This is a genomic window from Polaribacter sp. 20A6 (genome assembly GCF_011378915.1).
In the GTDB taxonomy this organism is placed as follows: Bacteria; Bacteroidota; Bacteroidia; order Flavobacteriales; family Flavobacteriaceae; genus Polaribacter; species Polaribacter sejongensis.
In genome coordinates, this window is sequence record NZ_WTPZ01000003.1 from 159,328 (window position 1) to 184,189 (window position 24,862).

The window sequence follows — 24,862 nt, forward strand, 5'->3', positions numbered from 1 at the left end:
ACCTGACAAAAAGTTAAAAAAAAATGAAAAAATCACTAGTACAAAAATATAACATTCCTGGGCCAAGATATACCAGTTATCCAACAGTGCCTTATTGGAACAAAGCAGGAATAGACAAACAAGATTGGATACAGTCTTTTCAAACATCTTTTAAAGAAAGTAATGCCTCCGAAGGTATCAGTATTTACATTCATTTACCTTTTTGTGAGAGTTTGTGTACGTTTTGTGCATGCCATAAACACATTACAAAACGTCATGAAGTAGAAGATGAGTATATAGATACTGTTTTAAAAGAATGGAAATTATATGTTGCTTTGGTAGATGAAGTACCTGTTGTAAAAGAATTACATTTAGGTGGCGGAACTCCAACTTTTTTCTCAAAAGAAAATCTAAAATATTTAATGGATGGCATTTTCGAAATTGCAAAAAAACATCCAGAAGCAGAGTTTAGTTTCGAAGGACATCCTAATAATACTACCAAAGAACAATTGCAAACCTTGTTTAATGAAGGCTATACAAGAGTAAGTTTTGGTGTACAGGATTATAATGAAAAAGTACAAAAAGCAATTCATAGAGTTCAACCTTTTGAAGCTGTAGAACAAGTGACCAGATGGTCTCGAGAAATTGGATACACTTCTGTAAGTCACGATTTAATTTTCGGGTTACCACATCAAACCAAAGAAAACGTCATTTATAGCATCAATAAAACAAAAGAATTACAACCAGACAGAATTTCATTTTACAGTTATGCACACGTACCCTGGGTAAAAGGTGTTGGGCAAAGAGGTTTTAATGAAGATGATTTGCCAAAAGATGATGAAAAAAGAGCGTTGTATGAAATAGGTAAAGAACTTTTTGCAGAGTTAGGGTATGTAGAAATTGGTATGGATCATTTTGCATTAAAGACCGATAGTTTGTATAAAGCCACCATCAACAAAACATTGCACAGGAATTTTATGGGCTATACTGCCAATAAAACAAAGCTAATGATTGGTTTAGGAATGTCTGCAATTTCCGATTCTTGGTATGCATTTGCACAGAATGTAAAGACGGTAAAAGAATATCAGAAAATTGTAAATAAGGGAGAGATTCCTATTTTTAAAGGACATTTATTATCTGAAGAAGATATTATTATTAGAAAACATATTTTAAATATTATGTGTCATTTTTCCACTTCGTGGGAAGACAAAACAATGAACATCAATAATATTGAAGAACATTTAGCATTGTTAGGTGAAATGGAGCAGGACGGATTGGTTAAAATTGATATAAAATCTAAATCTTTGTCAATACCAGAAGAGGCAAGACCTTATGTACGAAACATTTGTATGGCATTTGATTTACATCTTTTAAAAAATAAGCCAAAAACACAGTTGTTTTCTATGACTATTTAACAAAAAATTAAGATATTTACTAAACATGATATTTGTCATGTTTTAAGAAACGGACCAATACTATTTTTGACAAATCAATTATCAGGCAAGATATGAGCGTAATATACCTACTACTAACTATTAGTATACTAGTAGCAATCTTATTTTTTATCGCATTTATTTATTCAGTAAAAACTGGACAATTTGACGATTCTTATACACCATCTGTTCGTATGCTGTTTGATGATGAATTAGTAAAAGATAAAAAAGAAAAATCAACTAAAGACTAAACATTAAATTATGGAAATGCAGCAATTTTATTACGATAATAAAATCGTAAAGAAATTTATCTATGCTACCCTGTTGTGGGGAATAGTAGGGTTTACAGTGGGACTTTTACTCGCTTTTATGTTTTTGTTCCCTGGGCTTACAGAAGGGATTTCATGGTTAAGTTTTGGCCGTTTAAGACCATTACATACAAATGCCGTAATTTTTGCCTTTGTAGGTAACGCTATTTATGCAGGTGTTTATTATTCGCTTCAGCGTTTACTAAAAGCAAGAATGGCTAGTAATTTTTTAAGTAATTTTAACTTCTGGGGTTGGCAAGCAATTATAGTTGCGGCAGCCATAACATTGCCTTTAGGATATACTTCATCTAAAGAATATGCAGAGTTAGAATGGCCAATAGATATTGCTATTGCATTGGTGTGGGTTGCGTTTGGTGTAAACATGATCTGGACGATCTTACAAAGAAGACAACGTCACTTATATGTAGCTATTTGGTTTTATCTAGCAACATTTGTAACAGTTGCTGTGTTACATATCTTTAATAGTTTGGCATTACCGGTTACCTTTTTAAAATCATATTCTGTGTATGCAGGAGTGCAAGATGCTTTAGTTCAATGGTGGTACGGGCATAATGCTGTAGCGTTTTTCTTAACAACACCGTTTTTAGGATTGATGTATTATTTTGTGCCAAAAGCAGCAAACAGACCAGTATATTCTTATAGATTGTCTATTGTACACTTTTGGTCTTTAATATTTATTTATATCTGGGCAGGACCTCACCATTTATTATATACTTCATTACCAGAATGGGCTCAGAATTTAGGAGTTGCATTTTCTATAATGTTATTAGCACCTTCTTGGGGTGGTATGATAAACGGTTTATTAACTTTAAGAGGAGCTTGGGATAAAGTAAGAACAGACCCTGTTTTAAAATTTATGGTTGTTGCAATTACCGGTTATGGTATGGCAACGTTTGAAGGACCAATGTTATCTTTAAAAAATGTAAATGCAATTGCACATTACAGTGATTGGATTATTGCCCACGTTCACGTTGGTGCATTAGCTTGGAACGGATTCTTTACTTTTGGTATGTTATACTGGATGGTACCAAGAATGTTTAAAACAAAATTATATTCAGTTGCCTTAGCAAACGTGCATTTCTGGATTGGTACTTTAGGTATTATATTATACACGTTACCAATGTATGTCGCAGGTTTTGTACAGGCTTCTATGTGGAAACAATTTAACCCAGATGGATCTTTAACATACGGTAACTTCTTAGAAACTGTTAGTGAAATTATACCAATGTACTGGATGCGTGCAATTGGAGGAAGTTTATTTATTCTTGGTGCATTTGTAATGCTATACAATATTATTTTAACAGTAAGATCTGGTAGCAAAGTAGAAGATGAGTTAGCAGAAGCAGCTGCTTTAACAGTTGTGCCTAAACACAGAACTAAAGGAGAAGGATGGCATACTTGGATTGAAAGAAAACCTATTAAATTAACAATTTTTGCAACGATTGCTATTTTAATTGGAGGAGCAGTTCAAATTATTCCTACCCTATTAGTGAAATCTAATATTCCTACAATTAGTAGTGTAAAACCTTATACTCCATTAGAGTTAGAAGGACGAGATCTTTATATTAGAGAAGGGTGTGTTGGTTGTCACTCTCAAATGATAAGACCTTTTAGAAGTGAGGTAGAGCGTTATGGTGAATATTCTAAAGGAGGTGAGTATGTATATGATCATCCATTTTTATGGGGATCTAAACGTACAGGACCAGATTTACATAGAATTGGAGCTAAATATTCAGATAGTTGGCACTTAAACCATATGTATGATCCACAAAGTACTTCTCCAGGTTCTATTATGCCTTCTTATAAATGGTTAATTACAGATGAATTAGATAAATCTAATACTGAATCTAAAATGGAGGTGATGGTTACTTTAGGTGTTCCTTATTCAGAAGATGAAATAGCAAATGCACAACAGCATATGTTAGACCAAGGAACTAAGATTGAGCAAAACTTATATGCAGATCCAGATTTTGCAAAAAATTATGAAGCAGATAAAAAGTATGCAGAAGAAAATGGTGAGGCTTTCATTGAAATGAGAAACAGAGAGATTGTTGCAGTAATAGCTTACATACAACGTTTAGGTACTGATATAAAAGTAAAAGACGAACAACAAATAACTAAAAACTAAGACGATGTTAAAATTTGTAAAAGGTCACATGGAGAGTATTTTAGGAATCGAAATTTATCCTTTAATATCATTAATCATATTTTTTACTTTTTTTGTTGCCTTATTCTTGTGGGTATTTACAGCGAAAAAAGAATATATAAATAAGGTAAGTAATTTACCATTAGAGAACTAAAACGAAAAAAAATGAAAAAATATTTTCAATCTACAATCTATATAATCTTTGTCATTGTTACATTTTTAGCGCTTGCAAAGTCGTTTATGGTGTACGAAAACCCATTTGATATTTATGAGAATCCTTTAGTTTGGATCGCTCTTATTGGTTTCGTTTTAGTTGTTGTACTAAAGGAAATGGTAAATGTAATTGCCATTGCTAAAGCAACAGAATTAAAAAATGAAAAATTAGGTATTGTTCCTGAAGAAAGTAATGCTTGGATTAAAAAGCTATTACAATCATGGACAAAGTCTAAAGATATTGATAACGAGCAAGAAATAATTTTAGAACATAACTATGATGGAATTCAAGAGTTAGACAATACGTTACCTCCTTGGTGGGTGTATATGTTTTATGCTTCTATTGTTTTTGCAATTGTGTATTTAGTAAGATTTGAAGTCTTAGATGGCGATAATCAAATTGTAGAATATGATAAAGCGGTTGCAGAAGCGAAAGCTGCTTTAAAAGAATATAAATCTACAGCACCAGCAACAGATTTTATAACTGCAGAAAATGTAACTTTATTAACCGATGCTAAAGATTTAGGTAGAGGTAAAGCCGTTTTTAAATTGAACTGTGCATCTTGTCATATTGCAGATGGTGGTGGAGCTATTGGACCAAACTTAACAGATGAATTCTGGATTTTAGGTGGTGGTATTAAAAATGTTTTTAGTACTATTTCCAATGGAGGTAGAGATGGTAAAGGGATGATAGCTTGGAATAAAACTTTAAAAGCAGATGATATTGCTAAAGTTGCGAGTTATGTAATTTCTTTACAAGGTACCACACCTGCAAATGCTAAAGCTCCTGAAGGAGATAAATGGGTTGCAGAAGGTGTAACGGTAACTTCAACTGAAGAGGAAGCTCCTGTAGAAACAGAAGTAGAATAACTGATAATACAAGTTAATTAGTAGATTTATGGAAACTCCTAAAAACGAACAATTTAGAGATAGTATTGGTACGATTGATAAATCTGGTAACCGTTCTTGGGTTTTTCCTAAAAAGCCTAGTGGAAAATTTTATAAATACAGGTCTTACGTAAGTTACTTTTTATTAGCTTTTCTTTTAGCAGCTCCTTTTATAAAGATTAATGGGAATCAGTTTTTGCTCTTTAATGTTATAGAACGTAAATTTAATATTTTTGGATTTCCTTTTTGGCCACAAGACTTTTACTTATTGGTAATTTCAATGATTGTAGGTGTTGTGTTTATCATTCTATTTACAGTTATTTTTGGTCGTATTTTCTGTGGATGGATTTGTCCGCAAACCATTTTTTTAGAAATGGTTTTTAGAAAAGTAGAATACTGGATTGATGGAGATAGAGGAAAGCAAATACGTTTAGATAAACAAGCTTGGAACGCTGAGAAAATTAGAAAAAGACTTTTAAAATGGTTTATTTTCTTTGTTATTTCTTTTCTGATTGCCAATGTGTTTCTAGCATATTTAATTGGTGGTGACACATTAATAACTTACATAACTGGCAGTCCTTTAGACAATACAAGTACGCTAATTTCATTAATTATATTTACGTGTGTTTTCTATTTTATTTTTGCATGGTTTAGAGAGCAGGTTTGTATTATTGCTTGTCCGTATGGTAGACTGCAAGGAGTTTTATTAGATAACAAAACCATTAACGTAGCATACGATCATAAACGAGGTGAACGAGAGGCAGGAAGATCTAAGTTTAAGAAAAACGAAGATAGAGAGGCTATTGGTAAAGGAGATTGTATAGATTGTAAACAATGTGTTGTTGTTTGCCCTACCGGGATAGATATTAGAAACGGTACACAATTAGAGTGTGTAAATTGTACTGCTTGTATTGATGAATGTGATCACATGATGGAAAGTGTTGGTTTACCAAAAGGATTAATACGATACGAAAGCGAAGAAAATATCGAGAAGAAGAAACCTTTTAAACTAAATGCAAGAATTAAAGGGTATTCTGCAGTCTTATTTATTTTAGTAGGAGTTTTAATAGGAATGTTGTTTTTAAGAAATGATGTTGAAGCAACTATTTTAAGGTTACCAGGGCAATTGTATCAACATAAAGAAAATAACATTATTAGTAATGTGTATACTTTTAAGGTGATAAATAAAACAACAAAAGATATAAATGACGTCAGTTATAAATTAATGTCACAAAAAGGAACTATAAAATTAGTAACCAATCAAGATTTTAGTATTCCTAAGCAAGGTTTAGCCGAAGGGACTTTATTTATAGAAATAAATTCATCAGCATTAAAAAAAGATAAGATTAAGTTAGAAATAGGTGTTTATAGTGGCGACGAATTAATTGAAACTACCATAACCAACTTTTTAGGACCTAGAAGTTACAAATAAACAACATTATGAAATTTAATTGGGGAACAGGAATTACTATTGCAATAGTCGCTTTTATGAGTTTTATTTTATACATGGTTATTACTATGAGTACAGATAAATCTTATAGTTACGATTTAGTTACAGAAAATTATTATCAACAAGAAGTACATTTTCAAGGTGAAATTAATGCAGAGCAAAATGGCGCCAAGTATAAAGATAAAGTAACTATTCAAAGAACAGTAGAAGGTTTAAAAATAGAATTTCCTAAAGAGTTATCTCCAAATGAAATTACAGGAAAAGTGTTCCTATATAGACCGTCTAATAAACAATTAGATTTTGAAATACCTATTTCAATCTCTAATACATATTTGCTCGTGCCTGAGAAACGTTTATTAGATGGTCGTTGGAACATTAATTTAGCCTTCAAATATAAGGATAAAGAATACTTAATTAAAAGAGAAATACAGTATTAATGTTTTTATCGGCAATATTATTTGGGTTATTAGGTAGTTTCCACTGTGTTGGTATGTGCGGACCTATTGCCTTTATGTTGCCAATTGATAGACAAAATAAAACTAAAGGTTTTCTCCAAATTTTAAGCTATCATTTTGGTCGGTTATTTAGTTATAGTCTTATCGGTTTATTATTTGGGTTTTTAGGTAAGGGGTTTTATTTCTTCGGATTTCAACAGCAACTATCTATAATTGTTGGTGTCAGTATGATTTTGATGGTGATTTTTCCTAGATTTTTTTCAAAAATAAATTTTTCTAAGGGCATCAATAAAGTTATTTTTAAAGTAAAGAATGCATTAGGCAAAGAGTTGAAAAAGAAGAGAAATGACACTTTTTTTACCATCGGTTTTTTAAATGGATTTTTACCTTGTGGTTTGGTCTATATGGCTGTTTTTGGAGCTTTAGCTACTACAAATGCTTTTTCAGGAAGTTTATACATGTTTTTATTTGGTTTGGGTACTATTCCTTTAATGACTTCTGTCGTTTACCTGGGCAACTTTACCAAAGGTACTCTTAGAAAAAAAATTCAAAAAGCAATACCCGTTGTGGTTGTATTTATTGGGGTTTTATTTGTTTTAAGAGGACTAGGTCTTGGAATTCCTTATGTTTCTCCTGCTCCGGTTATAGATGTCATTAATGCGAATGAAATTTGTCATTAACGGTTTTTATTCTCTCTCTTTAAATTTTCTGTATTAATCATAATTTTAGCCTGTTAGATGAAATGTATACAACTAATTGTGCAAAAATTTTAACTTGAAAAGTGTTTTCTATAAGAAAAAGAATATATTTGATATCTTATAATACTTTTCCTTTAATGAAATTAAATTACGTAAAATATTGTTTACTGTGTGTTTTGTTTTTTTCTTTAAAAAATTACGCACAAGAAACTTTACCTATTTATCAAGATTATTTATCTGATAACGTGTATTTGGTGCATCCATCTGCTGCAGGTATTGGTAATTCTAGTAAATTACGTTTTACAGCAAGACAGCAATGGTCTGGTATACCAGATGCACCTGCTTTGCAAACTATAAGTTTCCATTCTAGATTTGGCGCTGAAACAAATGCAGCTTTGGGTGTGGTTTTGTTTAATGATAAAAATGGATATCACTCTCAAAAAGGAATTCAAGGTACGTATGCGTATCATTTACCTTTAAATGATAATGGTAATTATTTTGAGCAATTATCTTTCGGGTTGTCTTTTACATTTGTTCAAAATCAATCCGATCAAAGTAGTTTTACTGGAGATCCATCTATCAGTCAAACAATAGAAACTAGTAGTTATTATAATTCAGATTTTAGTGCTGCTTACCATAGAGGAGGTTTTTCATCTTATTTTACAGTAAAGAATTTATTATTAACAGCTAAAAATAATTTAAATGTTTCAGAACCTTTAAATTTAAGGAATTATGTTTTTTCTGCTGGATATTATTATGATGAAAATTATTATTTTCAATTAGAACCTTCTTTTATGCTTCAAGTAAAGGAAAACACAGGACAAAAAATTGCCGATTTTAATTTAAAAGGATATAAAACACTTAACAACTATCAGTTGTGGTTAGCATTGTCTTATAGAAGAAGTTTTGATGCCGATGCTGTTGAGAATTCGCAATTTGTTTCTCCAATAGTTGGTTTAAATTATAAAAACGTTATGTTTTCTTATACCTATACAAACCAAATAGGAGATGTTGTCTTAACTAAATCTGGATTTCATCAATTAACTTTAGGTATTAATCTATGGACTCAAGATAAAACTTGGCGTAGTATGCCTAATATTAATAATTCATTTATCGGTTTCTAAAAATCTTTTTCAGTAACTACTCTTGTGTTGCTTTTATCAGAAACTAACATTTCTAAAACATTTTTTTCTTTGTTGATAAAAAATTGATGTATACCTTTTTCTCTATTCGTATTTATTAGTAAATGTTTTTCTAAAATATTTTTGGTTTGTCTTGCTACGGCTTGACCAGAATCTATAATTTGAATTTTATTTCCAACCAATTTTCTTATTTGTGGAATTAAGTAAGGGTAGTGTGTGCAACCTAAAACTAAGCAATCTACGTTCTCTTCCATTAAAGGATTAACATAGGCTGATAATAATGCTGTCATCTCCTTAGAGTGCAGTTTACCATCTTCTATAAGCTCTACTAAACCAGTTCCTATTATTTCTTTGCGTATAATTTTTTGGTTGATGGAATGTGATGTTTGCTCAAACAACTCACTATTTAAAGTTCCTTTTGTAGCAAGTATGCCAATGGTATTGGTTTTTGTTTGCAAAGCAGCAGTTTTAATAGCTGGCTCTATTCCTATAAATGGAATATCGTATTTTTCTCTTAAAACTTTTATGGCGTTTGTAGTAGCGGTATTGCAGGCTACAATTATAATTTTACAATTTTGTTTTAGTAAAAACTCGGTGTTTTTAATAGATAAATCAATAATCTGTTGTTTGCTTTTATCACCATAAGGAGCGTTTTTACTATCTGATAAGTAAATAGTATTCTCTTGTGGTAAAAGTGCATTAATTTCTTTCCAAATGGAAGTGCCGCCTACACCAGAGTCGAATATGCCAATAGGAAAATTATTTGGTTTTACCATGTTCTGTAAAAATAAAAAAACCTACTGAATTTCAGTAGGTTTTAATTTGTAATATTAAGTAGATTTATTAAAAACCTAATTTAGCTTTTACATCGTTAAATAAGTCCTCACCTTTTTTAACTAATAAACCTTTACCAACAGAAGCATCTAAAACATATACTACACCTTTAGAAGCAGCTACAGCATCGATAGCAGTTTGCGCTTTTTCTATGATTGGTTGTAAACCTTCATTTTGTTTTTTCTGCATGTCTTGGTAAGCAAATCTTCTTGCTTGCTCAATTTTTGCAGCTTCTTGTTGTAATTCTTGAGCTCTTGTATCATTAGTTTCGTTGGTTTGTCCTTTAGACTCTGCAACATACTTTTGTCTAGTAGCTTCAATTTTCTTTTCCATTCCTGTAATCTCATCTTGGTACGTTTTACCAAGCTTCTCCATATCTAATTTTAGAGTCTTAGTCTGAGGCATTTCAGCAACTAATTTTTCAAAGTCTATATGACCTATTTTTTGTGCATTTGCAACACCTGCTAGTCCTAAAGTAAATACAGCGATTAATAGTAACGATTTTAAATTTTTCATTCTTGTTTTAATTTAATTATTATTCTTGTTCTTCTTTTTGTTCTTCTTTTTTCTTTCTTAAAGCTTCTTTCTTAGCTCTTAACAATTCTCTCTTTTCTTCTCGCTCTTTTAAAAGTTTTTCTCTTTTTTCTGCGATTAACTTCTTTTTTGCTTCAACATCAGCAATTCTCTTTGCTTGTGCTTGTTCTTTTTTTGCGAGAGCTTCTTTTTGTCTATCTGTTAACTCGTTTTTAGGAGCTAGGTTTCTCTCTTCTCTTTGTTTTCCTTTTTCAGCAATTAATCTGCTACGATCTATAGTTGCTAAAACAAGGTCGCTAATATCGTATTTTTTATTTGAATATAGCATCACCAAGTCAGTAGATTTATCAAAAACAAAGTCATAATTTTTTCTTAAAGAAATACTTTGTATTGCATTGTAAACTTGATCTTGAATTGGCTTAACCAATTGTTTTCTTACAGAAAACATATCTCCATTTGGGCCAAAGTACAAAGATTCAAGTCTTCTTAATTCTACTTGTTTTAAACTAATTTCTTCTTCTTTCTCTTCAATTAAATCTTTTGTTAGAATTGCTTTTTCATTTGCTAAGTCTGTTTTTAAGATTTCTATATGTCTAGCTTGTTCATCTAGTTTTTTTCTCCATTTTGCAACTTTAGCATCCAACGTGTTTTGCGCATCTAGATATTCTGGAACATTTTCTAGAATATACTCCATATCTATATAGGCAATTGATTGACCCCTTTGAGACCAAGAAAAAGTAACACTAAGTAAAAGAACGATTACTAAAAATATTTTTTTCATTTGTATTATGTATTTAGAAAAAACCGTGCCAAAAAAACTTTTCCTTTACAATGCTGCAGTTTTTTAGAATTGTTTTCCAATTATAAAGTGTGTTTGCCAACCAGATTTTTCACTCTGTAAAGGTAATGGATCAAATCCATGTGCAAAATCAATTCCTAATAAACCAAATGCAGGCATAAATATTCTTACCCCAACACCAGCTGAACGTTTTAAATCAAATGGGTTAAACTCATCGAAATCATCATAAGAATTACCAGCTTCTAAGAACCCAAGTGTATAAATAGATGCAGAAGGTGCATCTGTAATTGAATAACGTAATTCTAATTGAAATTTATTATAAATGGTTCCACCATAGTTAGATGAAAGTCCACTGTTTTCATATCCTCTTAAACCTACTGTCTCTCTACCATCTAATTGGTAAGCAGCAATACCATCTCCACCAACAAAATAACGCTCTACAGGTGTTGCTCCTAAATCACTATTATAAGAACCTAAGTAACCTGCTTCTGCATTGGTCATTAATACCAATTTGTCTGTAAATGCAGTATACCATTTTCCTTTAAAATTTAATTTATAGTACTCTAACCATTTGTATTTGTCTACAGCATCTAAACTACTGTCATTATAATCTTTATTATTCAATAAAGAATAAGGGAATGTTGCTTTTGCTCCAACCGTAAACTCAGATCCGTATGTTGGAAATATTAAACTTGGTCCTGCAGAGTTTCTTGATAAAGAAATATTGTAAGAAAGGTTGTTTAATGTACCATTGTTTAAGTTTAAACCTGCTAAACCAAAGTTATAGTTGTTAGATTTTAAAGCTTGGTAACTGATAGATTGTGATAATTGGAAAAAATCATCTGGCCATTTTAAACGCTGTCCTAATCCTACAGAAGCTCCAATAATACCTAAGCTTTTACTTTTATCTACATCATAAGTAGTATAATCTAATTGATATTGATTAGAAGAATATACAGAAAAAGATAATGATTTTGGTTTTTTACCACCTAACCATGGTTCTGTAAAAGAAAAACTATATGTATTGTATGTTCTACTCGTTTGTAATCTTAAAGATAGTGTTTGACCATCTCCCATTGGTAAAGGCTTGTAAGCCTCTTTGTTAAAAATGTTTCTTATAGAAAAGTTGTTGAATGATAAACCTAAAGTTCCTATAAAAGAACCACCACCATAACCACCTTGTAACTCTATTTGACTACCACCTTTTTCTACAACAGAAAAGTCTATATCAGCTGTTTTATTTTGATAATCTGGTATTACATCTGGCGAAACATTAGAGTCAAAGAAACCTAATTGACCAATTTCTCTAATAGATCTAATAATAGCACTTCTACTAAATAAGTCTCCCGGTTTTACGCGTAGTTCTCTAAATAAAACATGGTCATTCGTTTTGTCGTTACCAGAAACAGTTACTTTTTTAATACGAGCTTTTTCATCTTCTCTAATTCTAATCTCTACTGTAATAGAATCATTTTTAACTTTAGTTTCTACAGCATTCACAGAAGAGAATAAAAAACCGTTATCTTGGTATAAAGTAGAAATATCTTGAGATGTTGGACTACCATCACCTTTAACTCGCTCTTCTAAAACAGCACCATTATATACGTCTCCTTTTTCAATTTTTAAATATAATTGAAGTTGTTCTGCAGTGTATTCTTTATTACCAACAAATAAAATTTCTGCAAATCTATATTGTCTTCCTTCTTCTAATTCTAAATCAATATCGATGGTGTTGTCATCATTCCAACTAATTTTATCACTAAGAATACGTGCATCTCTGTATCCTAATCTACTATATTTATCTAAAATACTTTCTAAATCTTCCTGAAAGTCTTCTTCTATATATTTAGATCCTTTCCAAAAACGACCAAGAAGTTTTTCTTTGGTGTTTTTCATCGCTTTTTTAAGTTTCTTATCAGAAAGCGCTTTATTTCCTACAAAATTAATGTCTTTAATTTTAATTTTTTTGCCTTTATCAATAAAAATAGCCATGTTAACAATGTTAATATCTGATGTATCTTTTTTAACATCTAAATTAACTTTTGTTTTTAGGAAACCTTTATCGGTATATTTTTTTGTGAAGTAATTTTTAGTAGTAACAATAAGGTTGTCAGTAACCATTGCTCCTTTTTTTAATTCAGCATCTTTTTTAAGTTCTTTTGCTTTTCCTTTTTTAATACCTGCAATTGTTATATTGTTTAACTGAGGTAATTCTAAGACATCAAATTGTAGGTAAACTGTGCTACCATCTAATCTAGCTAGGTAAACATCTACATTACTAAACTGCTTACTTTCGTATAGCTTTTTAATGGCACTTGTAAGTTTGTCTCCTGGTAATTTAATAGGTTGCCCATTTCTTAAGCCTGTAAAAACCCTAACAGTTTCTTCACTAAACTTTTTTAAACCGGTTACACTTATGCCTCCTAGCGTGTATTCTTTCCCTTTTTCAAAGGATGTATCTTTTGTAGAGGTTGTGTCTATTTTTACTGTCGATAAACTATCTATTTCAGTTTGTGCCTTAGCACTAAAAGTAAAAAATAATGCTGTTAACATTATTGATGCAGAAAGTAATTTCATAAAAAATTTATTCTGTAATTTGTTCGCTTGTTTTTCCAAATCTTCGTTCTCTATTCTGATAATCTATGATTGCATCGTAAAAATGCTCTTCTCTAAAGTCTGGCCAAAGTATATCTGTAAAATATAATTCGGCATATGCCATTTGCCATAATAAGAAATTACTAATGCGTTGTTCTCCACTAGTTCTAATCATTAAGTCTACGTCGGGCAAATTAAACGTATATAAATGGTTATTTATAGTATTTTCATCAATTTCTTCGATATTTATCTCATTATTAACAACTTTTTTGGATATGTTTTTAATAGTATTAACAATTTCTTCTCTAGAACCATAGCTAAGAGCAAAGGTTAATACAATATCTGTGTTGTCTTTTGTTTGAGAAATTACATCTCCTAATACTTTTTGTGCTTTTTTTGGTAAGCTTTCTATAGCTCCAATTGCGTTTACTTTTACGCCATTTTTCATGAAGCCAGGTAATTCCTTTTTTAAAGAATTAATTAATAAACTCATTAAAGCATCAACTTCTAATTTAGGGCGGTTCCAGTTTTCTGTAGAAAAAGCGTATAAAGTAATTGCCTCTATGTTTACTTGAGAAGCTGCACTAACAGATTCTCTAACAGCAGTTAAGGCGTTTCTATGGCCGAAAATTCTATTCATTCCTTTACCTTTAGCCCAACGGCCATTACCATCCATTATAATGGCAACATGTTTTGGTGTTCTTTGTAGGTCGATTAGTAATTTTTTATCCATAGTTTTTTATAATCCGTTTGTATAACAAGCAGGTCTACCAAAGGTGTAGATTAAAGAAACCCCAGTAAACATATACCAGTCATTACCTGTGCCGTCTAAATTTACATTTGGTGTATCGTTAGAAAGGTAATCTAAATCATCTTCAAAAGTATATCTAAATTTTGCTTCAATTGCAAAAGCTAAAGTACCATATAATTTAGACTTATAACCAAAACCGAAAGGAATAGCCAAAGACGTTTTCTTTCCTAATTTTTCTATTCCTCCTGTTGGTAAGTATGAACTTACGTTTGTATGATTAAAAATAGCCAATTCTAAGATTAGGTAAGGAGTCCAAGTTTTATCATAAGATGATAAATCATACTCATAGAAATTATATTCGATACCAACAGCTAATTCATTTATATTGTTAGAAAACTTGTATGTTTTTCCACTAGCGTCTAATCGATCTCTTCTATACCCCGTGTCTGCATCTGCATCATTTCCTGAAATAGGTAGAAGGCTGTAAGTTGCTCTTAAAGCAATTCTAGGATTCCAATTATACTTGTATGTAATGCCACCAGCGAGTTCATTCGGGTAAAAGTAGTAGTTTTTACCAATGTCACCAACATAGTTAGTACCTCCAATAGTAAGGCCTACCTCATGAAGTTGCCCCATGAAAATGGAGGTAAAACTTACAAATACAAAAAATAATATTCTTTTTTTCATTATAAAATAGTGGGCAAATATAGAAATTTCAAATTGCTTTATAAAGTTAATATATAGTCTTTTTTGAATAACAACATTTTTAAAGAAATATTGTAAGTACTCCGTTAAACATTTGTTTTGTTTCTAATGTCTTCTCCCCACAAAAGTTTACTTCTTAATGTCTTTAAAAAAGATTGGTTTTTAGGTAAGATACTTTTAATGGTAAAATCTGTTTTTTCTATTAAAATTTTTGTGTGGTTCGCTACCGTAGTAACTCTAGAATCTAAAGATACTAAGTAGCTTTTTTCTCTAGAATCTACTTCTAGTTCTACTTTAGTTTCATCGGAGATTACTATAGGTCTTGCATTTAAGTTGTGCGGTGCAATTGGTGTAATTACAATGTTCTTAGAATCTGGTAAAATTACAGGTCCGTTACAACTTAATGAATAGCCTGTAGAACCTGTTGGTGTAGATATTATTAAGCCGTCTGCCCAGTAGTTTGTAAGATACTCTCCGTTTAAATAGGTTTTTACTCCAATCATAGAAGTAGTATTCTTTTTAGCAACAGTTACTTCATTTAAAGCAAAATTTAACTCTTCAAAATCTTTTGTTTTAGGTTCTGTCCTAACAGATAAAAGGGTTCTTTCTTGTATCGTGTATTCACCTTTTAAAACCAGATTTATACTTTCTTCAATAACATCTTTGGCAACGATGGCTAAAAAACCTAATCTACCTGTATTTATACCTAATATAGGAATGTCTAAATCTCTAATATGGGTTGCAGAACGTAAAAATGTACCGTCTCCACCAAGCGTTAGCATGATATCAAAAGTATTGTCTAAATCATTAAAATTATCAAATGATTTGTAGATGTCTTCTAATACTTTGTGTTCTATTAAAAGATTGTAAAACTCATATTCAATATAAAAATCAATCTTATTTTTTTGTAAAACGTGTATTAATGTTTTAACTTCTTTTTCTGATGTAATCGCGTATGATTGACCGTAAATTGCTGCTTTTTTCAATACGTTTTTTTATTTTTTTTGTAAATGTATTCTTAAAGGTTTACATTTCTAAATATTTCTGTAAATATTCAGACCTACTTTTTAAATCTTCTAAATAAATGTCATTTTCATGCATAGATATAATTTTATAATCATACCTTCTAAAAGTTTGCATAATTTCATTTATTTCTTCAGATATTACTTTGATGGTAACTTGTACATGATCTAAGTTCTTTTCGGAGATATACAAGCCTAGTAATTGACCTCCACTGGCTTCTATAATTTGTACAACCTGACTCATAGAGTAGTCGTTCCTTAATTTCTCTATAATTAAAGTTTCACTTTCTTCAACCATAAACGGACTTGTAGAAAAAACATCTAAAACATCACGCAAATCAAAATAACCAATATAATCTTTGGCTTCATTTAAAACAGGTATAAGATTGGTATCATTGTCTGCAAAAATCTTTAACAGTTCTAAAACAGTTGCTTTTTCATCAGCAAAAAAAGAATTTAGTAAATGTGCATGTTCAACTAACTCTTCGTCATTATTTTCTATGGTTTGTATATCATCTTCAGCAAAAGAACCTAATAACTTATTGTTTTCAATAATAGGAAAATGTGTTATATGATTTTTTCTTAACACTTTTTGAGCACTTTTAATAGTGTCTTTTAAGCGAAGTGGTTTTATTTGATCTAATAAATAGTCGTTCATATTCATGCTTTACGAATATAGGATAAAATGATTTAATAAATTATATTTGCAGCCTAATTTTAGACAATGACAAAGTTAAGTGTAAATATTAATAAAATAGCAACTTTAAGAAATTCTCGTGGAGGAAATGTCCCTAATTTGTTAAATGTTGCCAGCGATATTGAAAGTTTTGGAGCTCAGGGAATAACAATTCACCCAAGACCAGATGAAAGACATATTCGTTATCAAGATGCAAGAGATTTAAAAAATATTGTTACTACTGAGTATAATATTGAAGGAAACCCTATAAAGTCTTTTATGGATTTGGTTTTAGAAGTAAAGCCAACACAGGTTACTTTGGTGCCAGATGCTTTAGATGCTATTACCTCTAATGCAGGTTGGGATACCATAACACATCAGTCTTTTTTACAAGAAGTAATTAAAGAGTTTCAACAAAACGGAATTAGAACTTCAATTTTTATTGATACAGATGCAAAATTGATTGAAGCAGCGGCTAAAACAGGAGCAGACAGAATAGAATTGTACACAGAAGATTTTGCAACGCAATATGATTTTGGTAATTTTGATGCTATAAAACTATATACAGAAGCTGCAATTCTATCTCATAAATTAGGTTTAGGTATTAATGCTGGGCACGATTTAAGCTTAGATAATATTAAATTCTTTAAAGAGAATATTCCTAATTTGGCAGAAGTTTCTATCGGTCACGCACTTATTGCAGAAAGCCTTTATTTAGGTTTAGAGAATGTTGTAAATATGTATTTACATCGTTTAAAGTAAGTTTGCAGTCTCAGTATTCAGTTAACAGTAAAAATGTCATTTCTAAATATGCTTTTTTAAGCGATTGAGAAATCTATTAATCTAATAATCGAGAAATCTTAAATGTCTAATAAAATATTACATTCAACCATAAAAGGAGAAGGAAAACCATTGTTAATTTTACATGGTTATTTTGGAATGTCTGATAACTGGAAAACAATAGGAAATCAGTTTTCAGAAGATTATCAAGTCCATTTAATAGACCAAAGAAATCACGGACGTAGTTTTCATGAAGATGAATTTAATTATGAGGTTTTAGTAGAAGATTTACATACTTATATTCAGCATTACCAGCTAGAAGAAGTAAATATTATTGGACATTCTATGGGCGGCAAAACCGCGATGTTGTTTGCTGTTACGTATCTAGATTTAGTTGATAAATTAATTATTGTTGATATTTCTCCAAGAATGTACCAACCACACCATAATGCTATTTTAGCTGGATTAAATTCTATTGATTTTTCTGTAGAGAACACTAGAACTTTGGTTGATAAAAAATTATCAGCTTTAATTCCAGATTTTGGTGTGCGTCAGTTTTTGTTGAAAAACGTGTATTGGAAAGAAAAAGGACAATTGGCGTTTCGATTTAATTTAGAGTCTTTAACAGAAAATAATCCTGCTGTGGGAGAAGCTTTGCCTTCGTTTACAGTTTTCGAAAAAGAAACGTTGTTTTTAAAAGGATCAAAATCGGACTATATTACACAAGACGAAGAACCAATTATTGAAGCACATTTTCCGAATTCTAAAATTGTAGAAATTAAAAATGCAGGGCATTGGCTGCATGCCGAAAATCCGAAGGATTTTTATTCAGAGGTTTCTGAGTTTTTGAAGTAAAAGAGAAAGAAGTAAAAATGCAACTATATTAAGTTCGGAAATAGACCTCAGTTTTTTATAGAGTATTGCCAGCAGTATTTTTTTAATCGTAATGAAACCTGCATTTCGCAATTAATATTTCGCTTTCGTTATATTGGTAAATCAGTCTATGCTCACTATCAATTCGCCTAGACCAAAATCCAGCATATTTATGTTTTAACGGTTCTGGTTTACCTATTTCGTCAAATGGATTTCGTGATATTTCTTTCAGAAGTTCATTAATCTTCTTTAGTTTTTTCTTGTCGGTTTTTTGCCAATATAAATAATCTTCCCAAGACTCATCAACGAATATATACTTCATTTTAATTTTCGATTAGCTCTTTACTTAAAGTCGTTCCGTTTTTTAGTTTGTCAATTGCAGCATCTAATCGTAATTCATTTTTTCTAGAAGAAAGTTCGTGATTTGTAGCCATTAAAGAATTATATTCTTGTAATGACATTACTACAATTCCAGAATCTTTTCCTCTATTTATAAATAAAGTTTCAAAGTTCTTTGTTACTCTGTCCAAGTAACTTTTAATATCTTTTCTAAAGTCAGAAACAGTTGCTATTTGCATAATATTGTATTTTATAATGTACAAATATATGTACAAAAAATGGTATTTGCAATTTTTTTCGTATTGCTGACAATTGAAATAATATAACGTCTGTTTAAATCATTAATTTTAGAGGTAATTGAAGTTTGTTTTTTTACCTTCAGAAACAAACTAAATAATTTTAGAATCAATATCTTTGAATCTTACAATTTTTCAATCTTTTAATAAAGAAAAATGAATATAGAAAACGCACAGAAACAAGTAGACGATTGGATTAAAGCTCATGGAGTTCGTTATTTTAACGAATTAACAAACATGGCACAACTTACTGAAGAAGTAGGGGAAGTTGCACGTATTATTGCAAGACGTTATGGAGAGCAAAGTGAAAAAGAATCTGATAAAAATAAAGATTTAGGAGAGGAGCTAGCAGATGTAATGTTCGTAGTTTTATGTTTGGCCAACCAAACAGGAATCAATTTACAAGACGCTTTTGAAAAGAAATTAGATATTAAAACAAAACGTGATCACGATCGTCATCACAATAATCAAAAATTAAAATAATGACATTTTTAGAAAAAATAAAACAACCGCTGTTTTGGAGTAATTTTGCTAGAGTAGCTATTCCTTTCTTTGTAATTGTAACGGTAGTTTCTTTGTTAATGGCTAGTTTTAGCGATTTATTCTCTGCAGACTTTGCGAAAGTTATAGAAACCAATTTTGCAGATGGAAAATGGAAAAACTTCTTTGGATTTAAAGTTGTTTTTAGTGCGGCTTATGGTTTGTATATGACCAATAAAAAAATGGTGTAAGTGAAAAGAAATCCCCAAGGTTTCAGCTTGGGGATTTTAATTAAATTGTTGTTTCTGCTCTTGTTAATAGTAAGTTATAACAGAATTTTAAAATACTTATTTTTTATAAACCTTAATTCCGGCTTTTATTTCTAAATCTAAATGATTTTTTCTAGGAGTTAATGGACAAGAATATTTGTCGTTATAGGCACAATAAGGGTTATAAGTATTGTTAAAGTTTAATATTACCGTGTTTTCTGCCGTAATATCTGTGGTCATTACATCCATATAACGCCCGCCACCATAAGATGCTTCTCCAGAAGTATCATCTGTAAATGGTAAAAATAAATAGTCTTTATATTTTTCGTCGTCTAAATCATCTTGACTTTGGTAAATGGTTAATTCGTGATTTTTTCCTTGCAAAGTAAAATGCAACTTCCCGTATTCTTTGTACAAAGGCTTTCTATCTGTGGTGGTTGCCATCTCAAATGTTGGTGCATTTTCTGTTCTAACTAATTTTGAAGTTACAATAAAAGTAGAATCAATATCAAAAAAATCTAATCCTTTAAAGTGTCTTAAATCTTTCTTTTTTAAAGGTGATATGGATGCGTCTTTAAAACTAGCATTTAGTTCTTGTTGATAAACAGTTTTTCCCATTAAAGGTCTTTTGCTTTGTGAATTACAAGATATCAATAGAAAAGTGACAGAGAGTAGAATTACTATTTTTTTCATTACAATTTATTTACAAATCAAAAATACAACATTCAAATAATTTATGTAGCTTTGGCACAATAATAAACAAATAATGAAAAGAGTCTTAACATTTTATATTGCCAAGTTATCGTGGGGAAACTACAGTAATCGGTATATTTATATGTTTTGATGAGTTCAATATAATAACAAACAATTATAAAAGTCCGACTTCACCGTCGGACTTTTTTGCTTTATATACATCAACTAAACCAAAATGAAAAAACTTTATAACAATTACATAAACACTTTTAGAGGGCTCTCTACAGAAGTTTGGTGGCTAGCATTAATCACTTTTATTAACAGATCTGGTACAATGGTTATACCTTTTTTGTCTTTATATCTTACAAAAAGTCTTCACTTTTCATTGTCAGATGTTGGTTGGATTATGTCTTTCTTTGGTTTAGGTTCTGTTGTTGGTACTTGGATTGGAGGAAAATTAACCGACATAATTGGCTATTACAAAGTAATGTTAGTAAGTTTATTTGGTACAGGAATTCTATTTGTTTTTTTGCAATTTGCAAGCACTTTTAACGAATTCTGTTTTGGTATTTTTATGGTTATGCTAGTAGCAGATGCTTTTAGACCCGCAATGTTTGTAGCTTTAAGCGCGTACAGTAAGCCAGAAAATAAAACACGTTCTGTAACTTTAATTCGCTTGGCTATTAACTTAGGTTTTTCTGCAGGTCCTGCAATTGGAGGTTTAATAATTACTGGAATTGGGTATGAAGGCTTATTTTGGATGGATGGAATTACTTGTGTCTCGGCAGCCTTTTTATTACTGAAAGTATTGCATCCTAAGAAAGCAAAAGTACAAGATGAGGTAAAAGTAAAAAACCCAATTTCTGTATATAAAGACAAAGCTTTTTGGGTCTTTTTTATAGCTATGTTTATTTTCGGATTTGTATTTATGCAATATTTTTCTACAATACCTTTGTATTATAGTGATAAGCGTTTTTTATCAGAATTTGAAATAGGACTATTAATGGGCTTAAGTGGTTTGTTTATTTTTCTGTTAGAAATGCCTTTGATAAAATGGTTAGAAGATTTAAAGAAATCTAAAGTGAAATTAATTGCTTTAGGACTTTTTCTAGTCGGTTTTAGTTTTATCATTCTAAACTTAACAGGTTGGGTGGGTGTTTTAATTATCGGAATTTTATTAATGTCTGTAGGAGAAATGATTGCTTTTCCGTTTTCGAATGCTTTTGCTATAGATAGAGCAGAAAAAGGAAATAAAGGAGAATACATGGCTTTGTATAGTATTGCGTTCTCTTTATCACATATTTTTAGTCACAATGTTGGTATGCAATTGGTGGCTAAATTTGGTTTTGAAACCACTTGGATACTAGTTACAGCATTCGCATTTGTTGGCGTTTTAATTCTATTTTATCTTTTACGAGTTTTAAGGAAAGAGTTGATATAAAAATCCATCAAGTTTTCTTGATGGATTTTTTAAAATTAAATGTTTACTATTTTATTTCAATACAGAAAATTCAATACTAGAATCTGTAAAAATAGTATGTGTTTGTGTTTTAAAATCTTTTTCGTTCGCTTTGTAAATATTGTCTACATACGTTTGCGGGTTTAAATCGATTAAAGGAAACCAGGTACTTTGCACTTGAATTTGTACTTTATGCCCTTTTTTAAACGTATGAAAAACATCTTGTAATTTTATATTTACATCCGTTTTTTTATTTGGGATAAAAGGTTCTGGATGCTCAAAACTATTTCTGAATCTACCTCTTAAAACTTCACTTCTAACCATTAAATGATAATTGCTCATTTTTAAATGATTTTGTAGTTTCTTGTTGTCTTCTTCTGCATCCGCAGGATGAACGTCTATCACTTTTACAATCCAATCTGCTGCAGAACCAGTAGTTGCAACTTTTAGTTTTGCTAGAATATCTCCGGCTAAAGTAAAGTCATCTGTTAAAATATCCGTTTCAAAAACCAAAACATCAGGTCTTCTAGCAGCAAAACGTTGGTCGTCTGTCATGTATTTACGAGGTGTAAAAACCGTTTTAATATCTTCAGAATATGGAACCGGACGTTTAATATCGCTAATGAAATTTATTTTTTCTGTAGATTTTTTTTCTGAACTTAATTCCTGGTCTTCAGACAAAAACCAATCTTCCTTTACTACATTTTTAGGAGGCCAAGCGTCATAAGATTTCCATTCTTTTTTACCAGTATCAAAAACATAGGCTTCTGGCAATCCAGAGTTTTTATCACCTTTTCCTTTTAAGAAGTGATTAAAGAACTTTGTTTCTACATGAGATTGATATTTTAAAGAAATAGAATCTCCAAAATAATAATTACCAACATAATTTTCTACAGTATTTCTAGCCCATTTTCCATGATCCCAAGGACCAAAAACTAAGGTATTGTAATTGTCTTTTCCGTGTTTTTCTATGCTTTTATAGGTTTCTAAAGGTCCGTATAAATCTTCTGCATCAAACTCTCCTGCAACAACCATCGTTGCAACGGTAGAAGGTACTTTGTCTAAATGCTGAATAATGCCTTTACTTTGCCAGATAGAATCGTAATTAGGATGTTCTACAATTTCTTTCCAGAAAAAATCATCTATTCTATTTTTATCTTTTTCGGTATTTGCGACATCTAATTTATCATACTGAAAATATTCATTCAAGTTTTTTAAAGGACCTTTGTCTAAGAAAAATTGGTATTGATCTTGAGAATTCATTTTAGGAAACGAATACCAAGCCGAATCTGTTGGAGCATCTTTATAAGTTCCAAATAAAGAAATGGCTCTAAAATAACTTAATAAAAAAGCACCATTATGATGAAAATCATCAAAGAAAAAATCTCCAATTGAAGCCTGTGGAGAAGCTGCTTTTAATGCCGGATGAGCATCTATAGTAGAAACGGTTGCGTAATGCCCAGGGTATGAAATTCCCCAAGTACCAACATTTCCGTTGTTGTTTTCTACGTTTTTCACCAACCAATCAATGGTGTCATAAGTATCAGAAACTTCATCAGATTGTTTCGCTGTTTTATTCGGAATATACGCACGCATATTATCATAGACGCCTTCGCTCATCCATCGACCACGAACATCTTGATATACCACAATATTCAATTCTTTCATTAAATGAACATTCGGACTAATTTTTGCCTTCATTTTTCCTTCTCCGTAAGGAGCAGAACTATAAGGCGTTCTTTGCATTAAAATAGGATATTCTTTGCTCGTATCTTTTGGGGAATAAATAGTTGTATGCAATTTTGTGCCATCTCGCATAACAATATCTACTTCCTTTTTGGTGTAATTATCTGCTACAAAAGTGTCTTTTTTTTGTTCTTTTTCTATTGTAGAATTACAAGAACTTAGTAAAAAAAGACTGAAAAATGTTAAGAGTAAAAGTTTCTTCATATAAAGATAAATTAGTTTTTGCTAAAACTACAAAACAAAAAAGAGTTGGTAAAAATTCTTTTGTTAAAATGAAAATTGTTTTTTTTTAGAAGCTATTTCCTGCTTTACACTATATCTTTTTATGTTGAATTTAGTTCAGCATTTACTCTTTTTTATCAAATAGCATTTCTATAAACCTAATGACAATGAAACGATTTTAGCATAAAAAGGATGCCGTTTCAATCAGGGCTATGAGTTTTTGCCTATTTTTAAACTTTACTAAAAGCCAAAAGATGAAAAAAGTATTTTTGTTATTGTCAGTAATTTTAATAATAAGTTGTCAACCTAAAGAAGTAGAAAAGAACACTGAAAACGTAAAAGAAATTCAACCTAAAAAAGTATTTCCAAAATTAGAAAAAGGCAGGTATAATGTTGCTTTTTTAATTATGGACGGAACTTTTAATACAGAACTAACAGCACCTTTTGATATTTTTCAGCATACTATTTTTAGAGAAAATATTAAGGCAATGAATGTGTTTACCGTTGCAAATACAGACAATGTAATAACTACTTTCGAAGGAATGAGAATTTTACCCGATTTTAATTACTTAAAAGACTCGTTGCCAAAAATTGATATTTTAGTAGTTCCGTCTGCAGAACATCATTTGGATTCCGATTTAGACGATACGGCAATGATAGACTTTGTAAAGCGAGTAGATAAGGATGCAACTTATATTACTTCTCATTGCGATGGCGCTTTTGTTTTAGCAAAAGCAGGAGTTTTAAATGGAAAAGTGTCTACAACTTTTCCGAGTGATATTGATAAAATGCGAGCAACCTTTCCTGATTTAGATATTAGAAAAGAAGTTTTATTTGTTCATGATGGAAAATATATAACTTCTGCCGGTGGCGCAAAATCTTTTGAAGCTGCTTTGTATTTATGTGAATTTTTATACGGAAAAGAAGTGGCAAAATCTTTAGCTGGTGGTTTGGTTATTGACTGGAATGTAGATAATGTTCCGCATTTAATTGTGGAGTAATTCATTTGTCTCTTATAAGAAAGTATATTTTTTTATACAATTGTCATTTCTCCTT

27 protein-coding genes are annotated in these 24,862 nt (G+C 30.7%); 15 read left to right on the plus strand and 12 right to left on the minus strand.

What is annotated here, in order from left to right:
• The first annotated feature begins 23 nt into the window (after positions 1-23).
• The 9 genes from hemN (at position 24) to GQS57_RS08060 (ending at position 8,715) form a co-directional block, all read left to right on the plus strand.
• Complete coding sequence (gene hemN, locus GQS57_RS08020) at positions 24-1,394, plus strand: oxygen-independent coproporphyrinogen III oxidase (RefSeq protein ID WP_165732235.1); 1,371 nt, start codon at positions 24-26, stop codon at positions 1,392-1,394.
• A gap of 92 nt (positions 1,395-1,486) precedes the next feature.
• Positions 1,487-1,663 carry a cbb3-type cytochrome oxidase assembly protein CcoS gene (ccoS, locus tag GQS57_RS08025; protein WP_068450341.1) on the plus strand — a complete coding sequence of 59 codons (177 nt, stop codon included), beginning with the start codon at positions 1,487-1,489 and terminating at the stop codon, positions 1,661-1,663.
• Between the two features lie 10 nt (positions 1,664-1,673).
• A complete protein-coding gene (gene ccoN / locus GQS57_RS08030) occupies positions 1,674-3,869 on the plus strand; it encodes a cytochrome-c oxidase, cbb3-type subunit I (protein WP_165732237.1) in 2,196 nt (731 codons plus the stop codon).
• Positions 3,870-3,873: 4 nt separating this feature from the next.
• Positions 3,874-4,041 (plus strand): CcoQ/FixQ family Cbb3-type cytochrome c oxidase assembly chaperone, encoded by a 168-nt coding sequence (locus GQS57_RS18990; protein ID WP_165732239.1) that lies wholly within the window; start codon positions 3,874-3,876, stop codon positions 4,039-4,041.
• Positions 4,042-4,052: 11 nt separating this feature from the next.
• Positions 4,053-4,970 (plus strand): cbb3-type cytochrome c oxidase N-terminal domain-containing protein, encoded by a 918-nt coding sequence (locus tag GQS57_RS08040; RefSeq protein WP_165732241.1) that lies wholly within the window; start codon positions 4,053-4,055, stop codon positions 4,968-4,970.
• A gap of 28 nt (positions 4,971-4,998) precedes the next feature.
• On the plus strand, positions 4,999-6,420 hold the full coding sequence (gene ccoG, locus GQS57_RS08045) for a cytochrome c oxidase accessory protein CcoG (protein WP_165732243.1): 1,422 nt from the start codon (positions 4,999-5,001) through the stop codon (positions 6,418-6,420).
• A gap of 8 nt (positions 6,421-6,428) precedes the next feature.
• A complete protein-coding gene (locus tag GQS57_RS08050) occupies positions 6,429-6,875 on the plus strand; it encodes a FixH family protein (RefSeq protein WP_165732245.1) in 447 nt (148 codons plus the stop codon).
• A complete protein-coding gene (locus GQS57_RS08055; RefSeq protein WP_165732247.1) occupies positions 6,875-7,573 on the plus strand; it encodes a sulfite exporter TauE/SafE family protein in 699 nt (232 codons plus the stop codon). The genes GQS57_RS08050 and GQS57_RS08055 overlap by 1 nt, the downstream gene beginning before the upstream one ends.
• Positions 7,574-7,728: 155 nt before the next feature.
• Positions 7,729-8,715 carry a type IX secretion system membrane protein PorP/SprF gene (locus GQS57_RS08060; protein ID WP_165732248.1) on the plus strand — a complete coding sequence of 329 codons (987 nt, stop codon included), beginning with the start codon at positions 7,729-7,731 and terminating at the stop codon, positions 8,713-8,715.
• On the opposite strand, the gene murI is transcribed toward GQS57_RS08060, so the two are convergent.
• From murI to GQS57_RS08100, 8 genes are all read right to left on the minus strand, one after another.
• Positions 8,712-9,509 (minus strand): glutamate racemase, encoded by a 798-nt coding sequence (gene murI, locus GQS57_RS08065; protein ID WP_165732250.1) that lies wholly within the window; start codon positions 9,507-9,509, stop codon positions 8,712-8,714. The genes GQS57_RS08060 and murI overlap by 4 nt on opposite strands.
• 67 nt (positions 9,510-9,576) lie before the next feature.
• Positions 9,577-10,083, minus strand: coding sequence for an OmpH family outer membrane protein (locus GQS57_RS08070; protein ID WP_165732252.1), 507 nt, complete (start codon positions 10,081-10,083; stop codon positions 9,577-9,579).
• 19 nt (positions 10,084-10,102) lie between these two features.
• Positions 10,103-10,882: an OmpH family outer membrane protein gene (locus GQS57_RS08075; protein ID WP_165732254.1), complete on the minus strand. Its 780-nt coding sequence runs from the start codon at positions 10,880-10,882 to the stop codon at positions 10,103-10,105.
• Between the two features lie 63 nt (positions 10,883-10,945).
• Complete coding sequence (bamA, locus tag GQS57_RS08080) at positions 10,946-13,477, minus strand: outer membrane protein assembly factor BamA (protein WP_165732256.1); 2,532 nt, start codon at positions 13,475-13,477, stop codon at positions 10,946-10,948.
• Positions 13,478-13,484: 7 nt separating this feature from the next.
• Positions 13,485-14,228: an isoprenyl transferase gene (locus GQS57_RS08085; protein ID WP_165732258.1), complete on the minus strand. Its 744-nt coding sequence runs from the start codon at positions 14,226-14,228 to the stop codon at positions 13,485-13,487.
• A 6-nt stretch (positions 14,229-14,234) separates the two neighbouring features.
• Positions 14,235-14,933: a DUF6089 family protein gene (locus tag GQS57_RS08090; RefSeq protein WP_205860238.1), complete on the minus strand. Its 699-nt coding sequence runs from the start codon at positions 14,931-14,933 to the stop codon at positions 14,235-14,237.
• A gap of 104 nt (positions 14,934-15,037) precedes the next feature.
• The gene (locus tag GQS57_RS08095) at positions 15,038-15,937 is read right to left on the minus strand and encodes an NAD kinase (RefSeq protein WP_165732260.1); all 900 of its coding nucleotides are present in this window, start codon (positions 15,935-15,937) and stop codon (positions 15,038-15,040) included.
• Positions 15,938-15,977: 40 nt separating this feature from the next.
• A complete protein-coding gene (locus tag GQS57_RS08100; RefSeq protein ID WP_240915454.1) occupies positions 15,978-16,631 on the minus strand; it encodes a CBS domain-containing protein in 654 nt (217 codons plus the stop codon).
• Positions 16,632-16,697: 66 nt separating this feature from the next.
• On the opposite strand from GQS57_RS08100, the gene GQS57_RS08105 reads away from it, so the two are divergent.
• On the plus strand, positions 16,698-17,411 hold the full coding sequence (locus GQS57_RS08105; RefSeq protein ID WP_165732264.1) for a pyridoxine 5'-phosphate synthase: 714 nt from the start codon (positions 16,698-16,700) through the stop codon (positions 17,409-17,411).
• Positions 17,412-17,513: 102 nt separating this feature from the next.
• Complete coding sequence (locus tag GQS57_RS08110) at positions 17,514-18,284, plus strand: alpha/beta fold hydrolase (protein ID WP_165732266.1); 771 nt, start codon at positions 17,514-17,516, stop codon at positions 18,282-18,284.
• Between the two features lie 82 nt (positions 18,285-18,366).
• Here GQS57_RS08110 and GQS57_RS08115 read toward each other — a convergent pair whose 3' ends face one another.
• Positions 18,367-18,624, minus strand: coding sequence for a Txe/YoeB family addiction module toxin (locus tag GQS57_RS08115; protein WP_165732268.1), 258 nt, complete (start codon positions 18,622-18,624; stop codon positions 18,367-18,369).
• Between the two features lies 1 nt (position 18,625).
• The gene (locus GQS57_RS08120) at positions 18,626-18,880 is read right to left on the minus strand and encodes a type II toxin-antitoxin system Phd/YefM family antitoxin (RefSeq protein ID WP_165732269.1); all 255 of its coding nucleotides are present in this window, start codon (positions 18,878-18,880) and stop codon (positions 18,626-18,628) included.
• A gap of 213 nt (positions 18,881-19,093) precedes the next feature.
• Between GQS57_RS08120 and GQS57_RS08125 the strand changes: the two genes are divergently transcribed.
• Positions 19,094-19,420 (plus strand): nucleotide pyrophosphohydrolase, encoded by a 327-nt coding sequence (locus GQS57_RS08125; RefSeq protein WP_165732271.1) that lies wholly within the window; start codon positions 19,094-19,096, stop codon positions 19,418-19,420.
• Positions 19,420-19,668: a hypothetical protein gene (locus GQS57_RS08130; protein WP_165732273.1), complete on the plus strand. Its 249-nt coding sequence runs from the start codon at positions 19,420-19,422 to the stop codon at positions 19,666-19,668. The genes GQS57_RS08125 and GQS57_RS08130 overlap by 1 nt, the downstream gene beginning before the upstream one ends.
• 96 nt (positions 19,669-19,764) lie before the next feature.
• Here GQS57_RS08130 and GQS57_RS08135 read toward each other — a convergent pair whose 3' ends face one another.
• On the minus strand, positions 19,765-20,379 hold the full coding sequence (locus GQS57_RS08135) for a DUF1684 domain-containing protein (protein ID WP_165732275.1): 615 nt from the start codon (positions 20,377-20,379) through the stop codon (positions 19,765-19,767).
• A gap of 235 nt (positions 20,380-20,614) precedes the next feature.
• Between GQS57_RS08135 and GQS57_RS08140 the strand changes: the two genes are divergently transcribed.
• Positions 20,615-21,820 (plus strand): MFS transporter, encoded by a 1,206-nt coding sequence (locus GQS57_RS08140; RefSeq protein ID WP_165732277.1) that lies wholly within the window; start codon positions 20,615-20,617, stop codon positions 21,818-21,820.
• Between the two features lie 51 nt (positions 21,821-21,871).
• On the opposite strand, the gene GQS57_RS08145 is transcribed toward GQS57_RS08140, so the two are convergent.
• A complete protein-coding gene (locus GQS57_RS08145; protein WP_165732279.1) occupies positions 21,872-23,788 on the minus strand; it encodes a CocE/NonD family hydrolase in 1,917 nt (638 codons plus the stop codon).
• A gap of 272 nt (positions 23,789-24,060) precedes the next feature.
• Between GQS57_RS08145 and GQS57_RS08150 the strand changes: the two genes are divergently transcribed.
• The gene (locus GQS57_RS08150; RefSeq protein ID WP_165732281.1) at positions 24,061-24,807 is read left to right on the plus strand and encodes a DJ-1/PfpI family protein; all 747 of its coding nucleotides are present in this window, start codon (positions 24,061-24,063) and stop codon (positions 24,805-24,807) included.
• The last annotated feature ends 55 nt before the right edge of the window (positions 24,808-24,862 follow it).

Excerpts from the sequence above, each read along its gene's own strand:
- GQS57_RS08135 (WP_165732275.1), bottom strand. The coding sequence starts at position 20,379 with ATGAAAAAAATAGTAATTCTACTCTCTGTCACTTTTCTATTGATATCT.
- GQS57_RS08150 (WP_165732281.1), top strand. The coding sequence starts at position 24,061 with ATGAAAAAAGTATTTTTGTTATTGTCAGTAATTTTAATAATAAGTTGT.
- GQS57_RS08075 (WP_165732254.1), bottom strand. The coding sequence starts at position 10,882 with ATGAAAAAAATATTTTTAGTAATCGTTCTTTTACTTAGTGTTACTTTT.
- GQS57_RS08090 (WP_205860238.1), bottom strand. The coding sequence starts at position 14,933 with ATGAAAAAAAGAATATTATTTTTTGTATTTGTAAGTTTTACCTCCATT.
- GQS57_RS08145 (WP_165732279.1), bottom strand. The coding sequence starts at position 23,788 with ATGAAGAAACTTTTACTCTTAACATTTTTCAGTCTTTTTTTACTAAGT.
- GQS57_RS18990 (WP_165732239.1), top strand. The coding sequence starts at position 3,874 with ATGTTAAAATTTGTAAAAGGTCACATGGAGAGTATTTTAGGAATCGAA.
- GQS57_RS08050 (WP_165732245.1), top strand. The coding sequence starts at position 6,429 with ATGAAATTTAATTGGGGAACAGGAATTACTATTGCAATAGTCGCTTTT.
- GQS57_RS08120 (WP_165732269.1), bottom strand. The coding sequence starts at position 18,880 with ATGCAAATAGCAACTGTTTCTGACTTTAGAAAAGATATTAAAAGTTAC.
- hemN (WP_165732235.1), top strand. The coding sequence starts at position 24 with ATGAAAAAATCACTAGTACAAAAATATAACATTCCTGGGCCAAGATAT.
- GQS57_RS08060 (WP_165732248.1), top strand. The coding sequence starts at position 7,729 with ATGAAATTAAATTACGTAAAATATTGTTTACTGTGTGTTTTGTTTTTT.
- ccoN (WP_165732237.1), top strand. The coding sequence starts at position 1,674 with ATGGAAATGCAGCAATTTTATTACGATAATAAAATCGTAAAGAAATTT.
- GQS57_RS08040 (WP_165732241.1), top strand. The coding sequence starts at position 4,053 with ATGAAAAAATATTTTCAATCTACAATCTATATAATCTTTGTCATTGTT.
- ccoG (WP_165732243.1), top strand. The coding sequence starts at position 4,999 with ATGGAAACTCCTAAAAACGAACAATTTAGAGATAGTATTGGTACGATT.
- GQS57_RS08115 (WP_165732268.1), bottom strand. The coding sequence starts at position 18,624 with ATGAAGTATATATTCGTTGATGAGTCTTGGGAAGATTATTTATATTGG.
- GQS57_RS08140 (WP_165732277.1), top strand. The coding sequence starts at position 20,615 with ATGAAAAAACTTTATAACAATTACATAAACACTTTTAGAGGGCTCTCT.
- GQS57_RS08085 (WP_165732258.1), bottom strand. The coding sequence starts at position 14,228 with ATGGATAAAAAATTACTAATCGACCTACAAAGAACACCAAAACATGTT.
- GQS57_RS08125 (WP_165732271.1), top strand. The coding sequence starts at position 19,094 with ATGAATATAGAAAACGCACAGAAACAAGTAGACGATTGGATTAAAGCT.
- GQS57_RS08105 (WP_165732264.1), top strand. The coding sequence starts at position 16,698 with ATGACAAAGTTAAGTGTAAATATTAATAAAATAGCAACTTTAAGAAAT.
- GQS57_RS08100 (WP_240915454.1), bottom strand. The coding sequence starts at position 16,631 with ATGAACGACTATTTATTAGATCAAATAAAACCACTTCGCTTAAAAGAC.
- bamA (WP_165732256.1), bottom strand. The coding sequence starts at position 13,477 with ATGAAATTACTTTCTGCATCAATAATGTTAACAGCATTATTTTTTACT.
- murI (WP_165732250.1), bottom strand. The coding sequence starts at position 9,509 with ATGGTAAAACCAAATAATTTTCCTATTGGCATATTCGACTCTGGTGTA.
- GQS57_RS08055 (WP_165732247.1), top strand. The coding sequence starts at position 6,875 with ATGTTTTTATCGGCAATATTATTTGGGTTATTAGGTAGTTTCCACTGT.
- GQS57_RS08130 (WP_165732273.1), top strand. The coding sequence starts at position 19,420 with ATGACATTTTTAGAAAAAATAAAACAACCGCTGTTTTGGAGTAATTTT.
- GQS57_RS08070 (WP_165732252.1), bottom strand. The coding sequence starts at position 10,083 with ATGAAAAATTTAAAATCGTTACTATTAATCGCTGTATTTACTTTAGGA.
- ccoS (WP_068450341.1), top strand. The coding sequence starts at position 1,487 with ATGAGCGTAATATACCTACTACTAACTATTAGTATACTAGTAGCAATC.
- GQS57_RS08110 (WP_165732266.1), top strand. The coding sequence starts at position 17,514 with ATGTCTAATAAAATATTACATTCAACCATAAAAGGAGAAGGAAAACCA.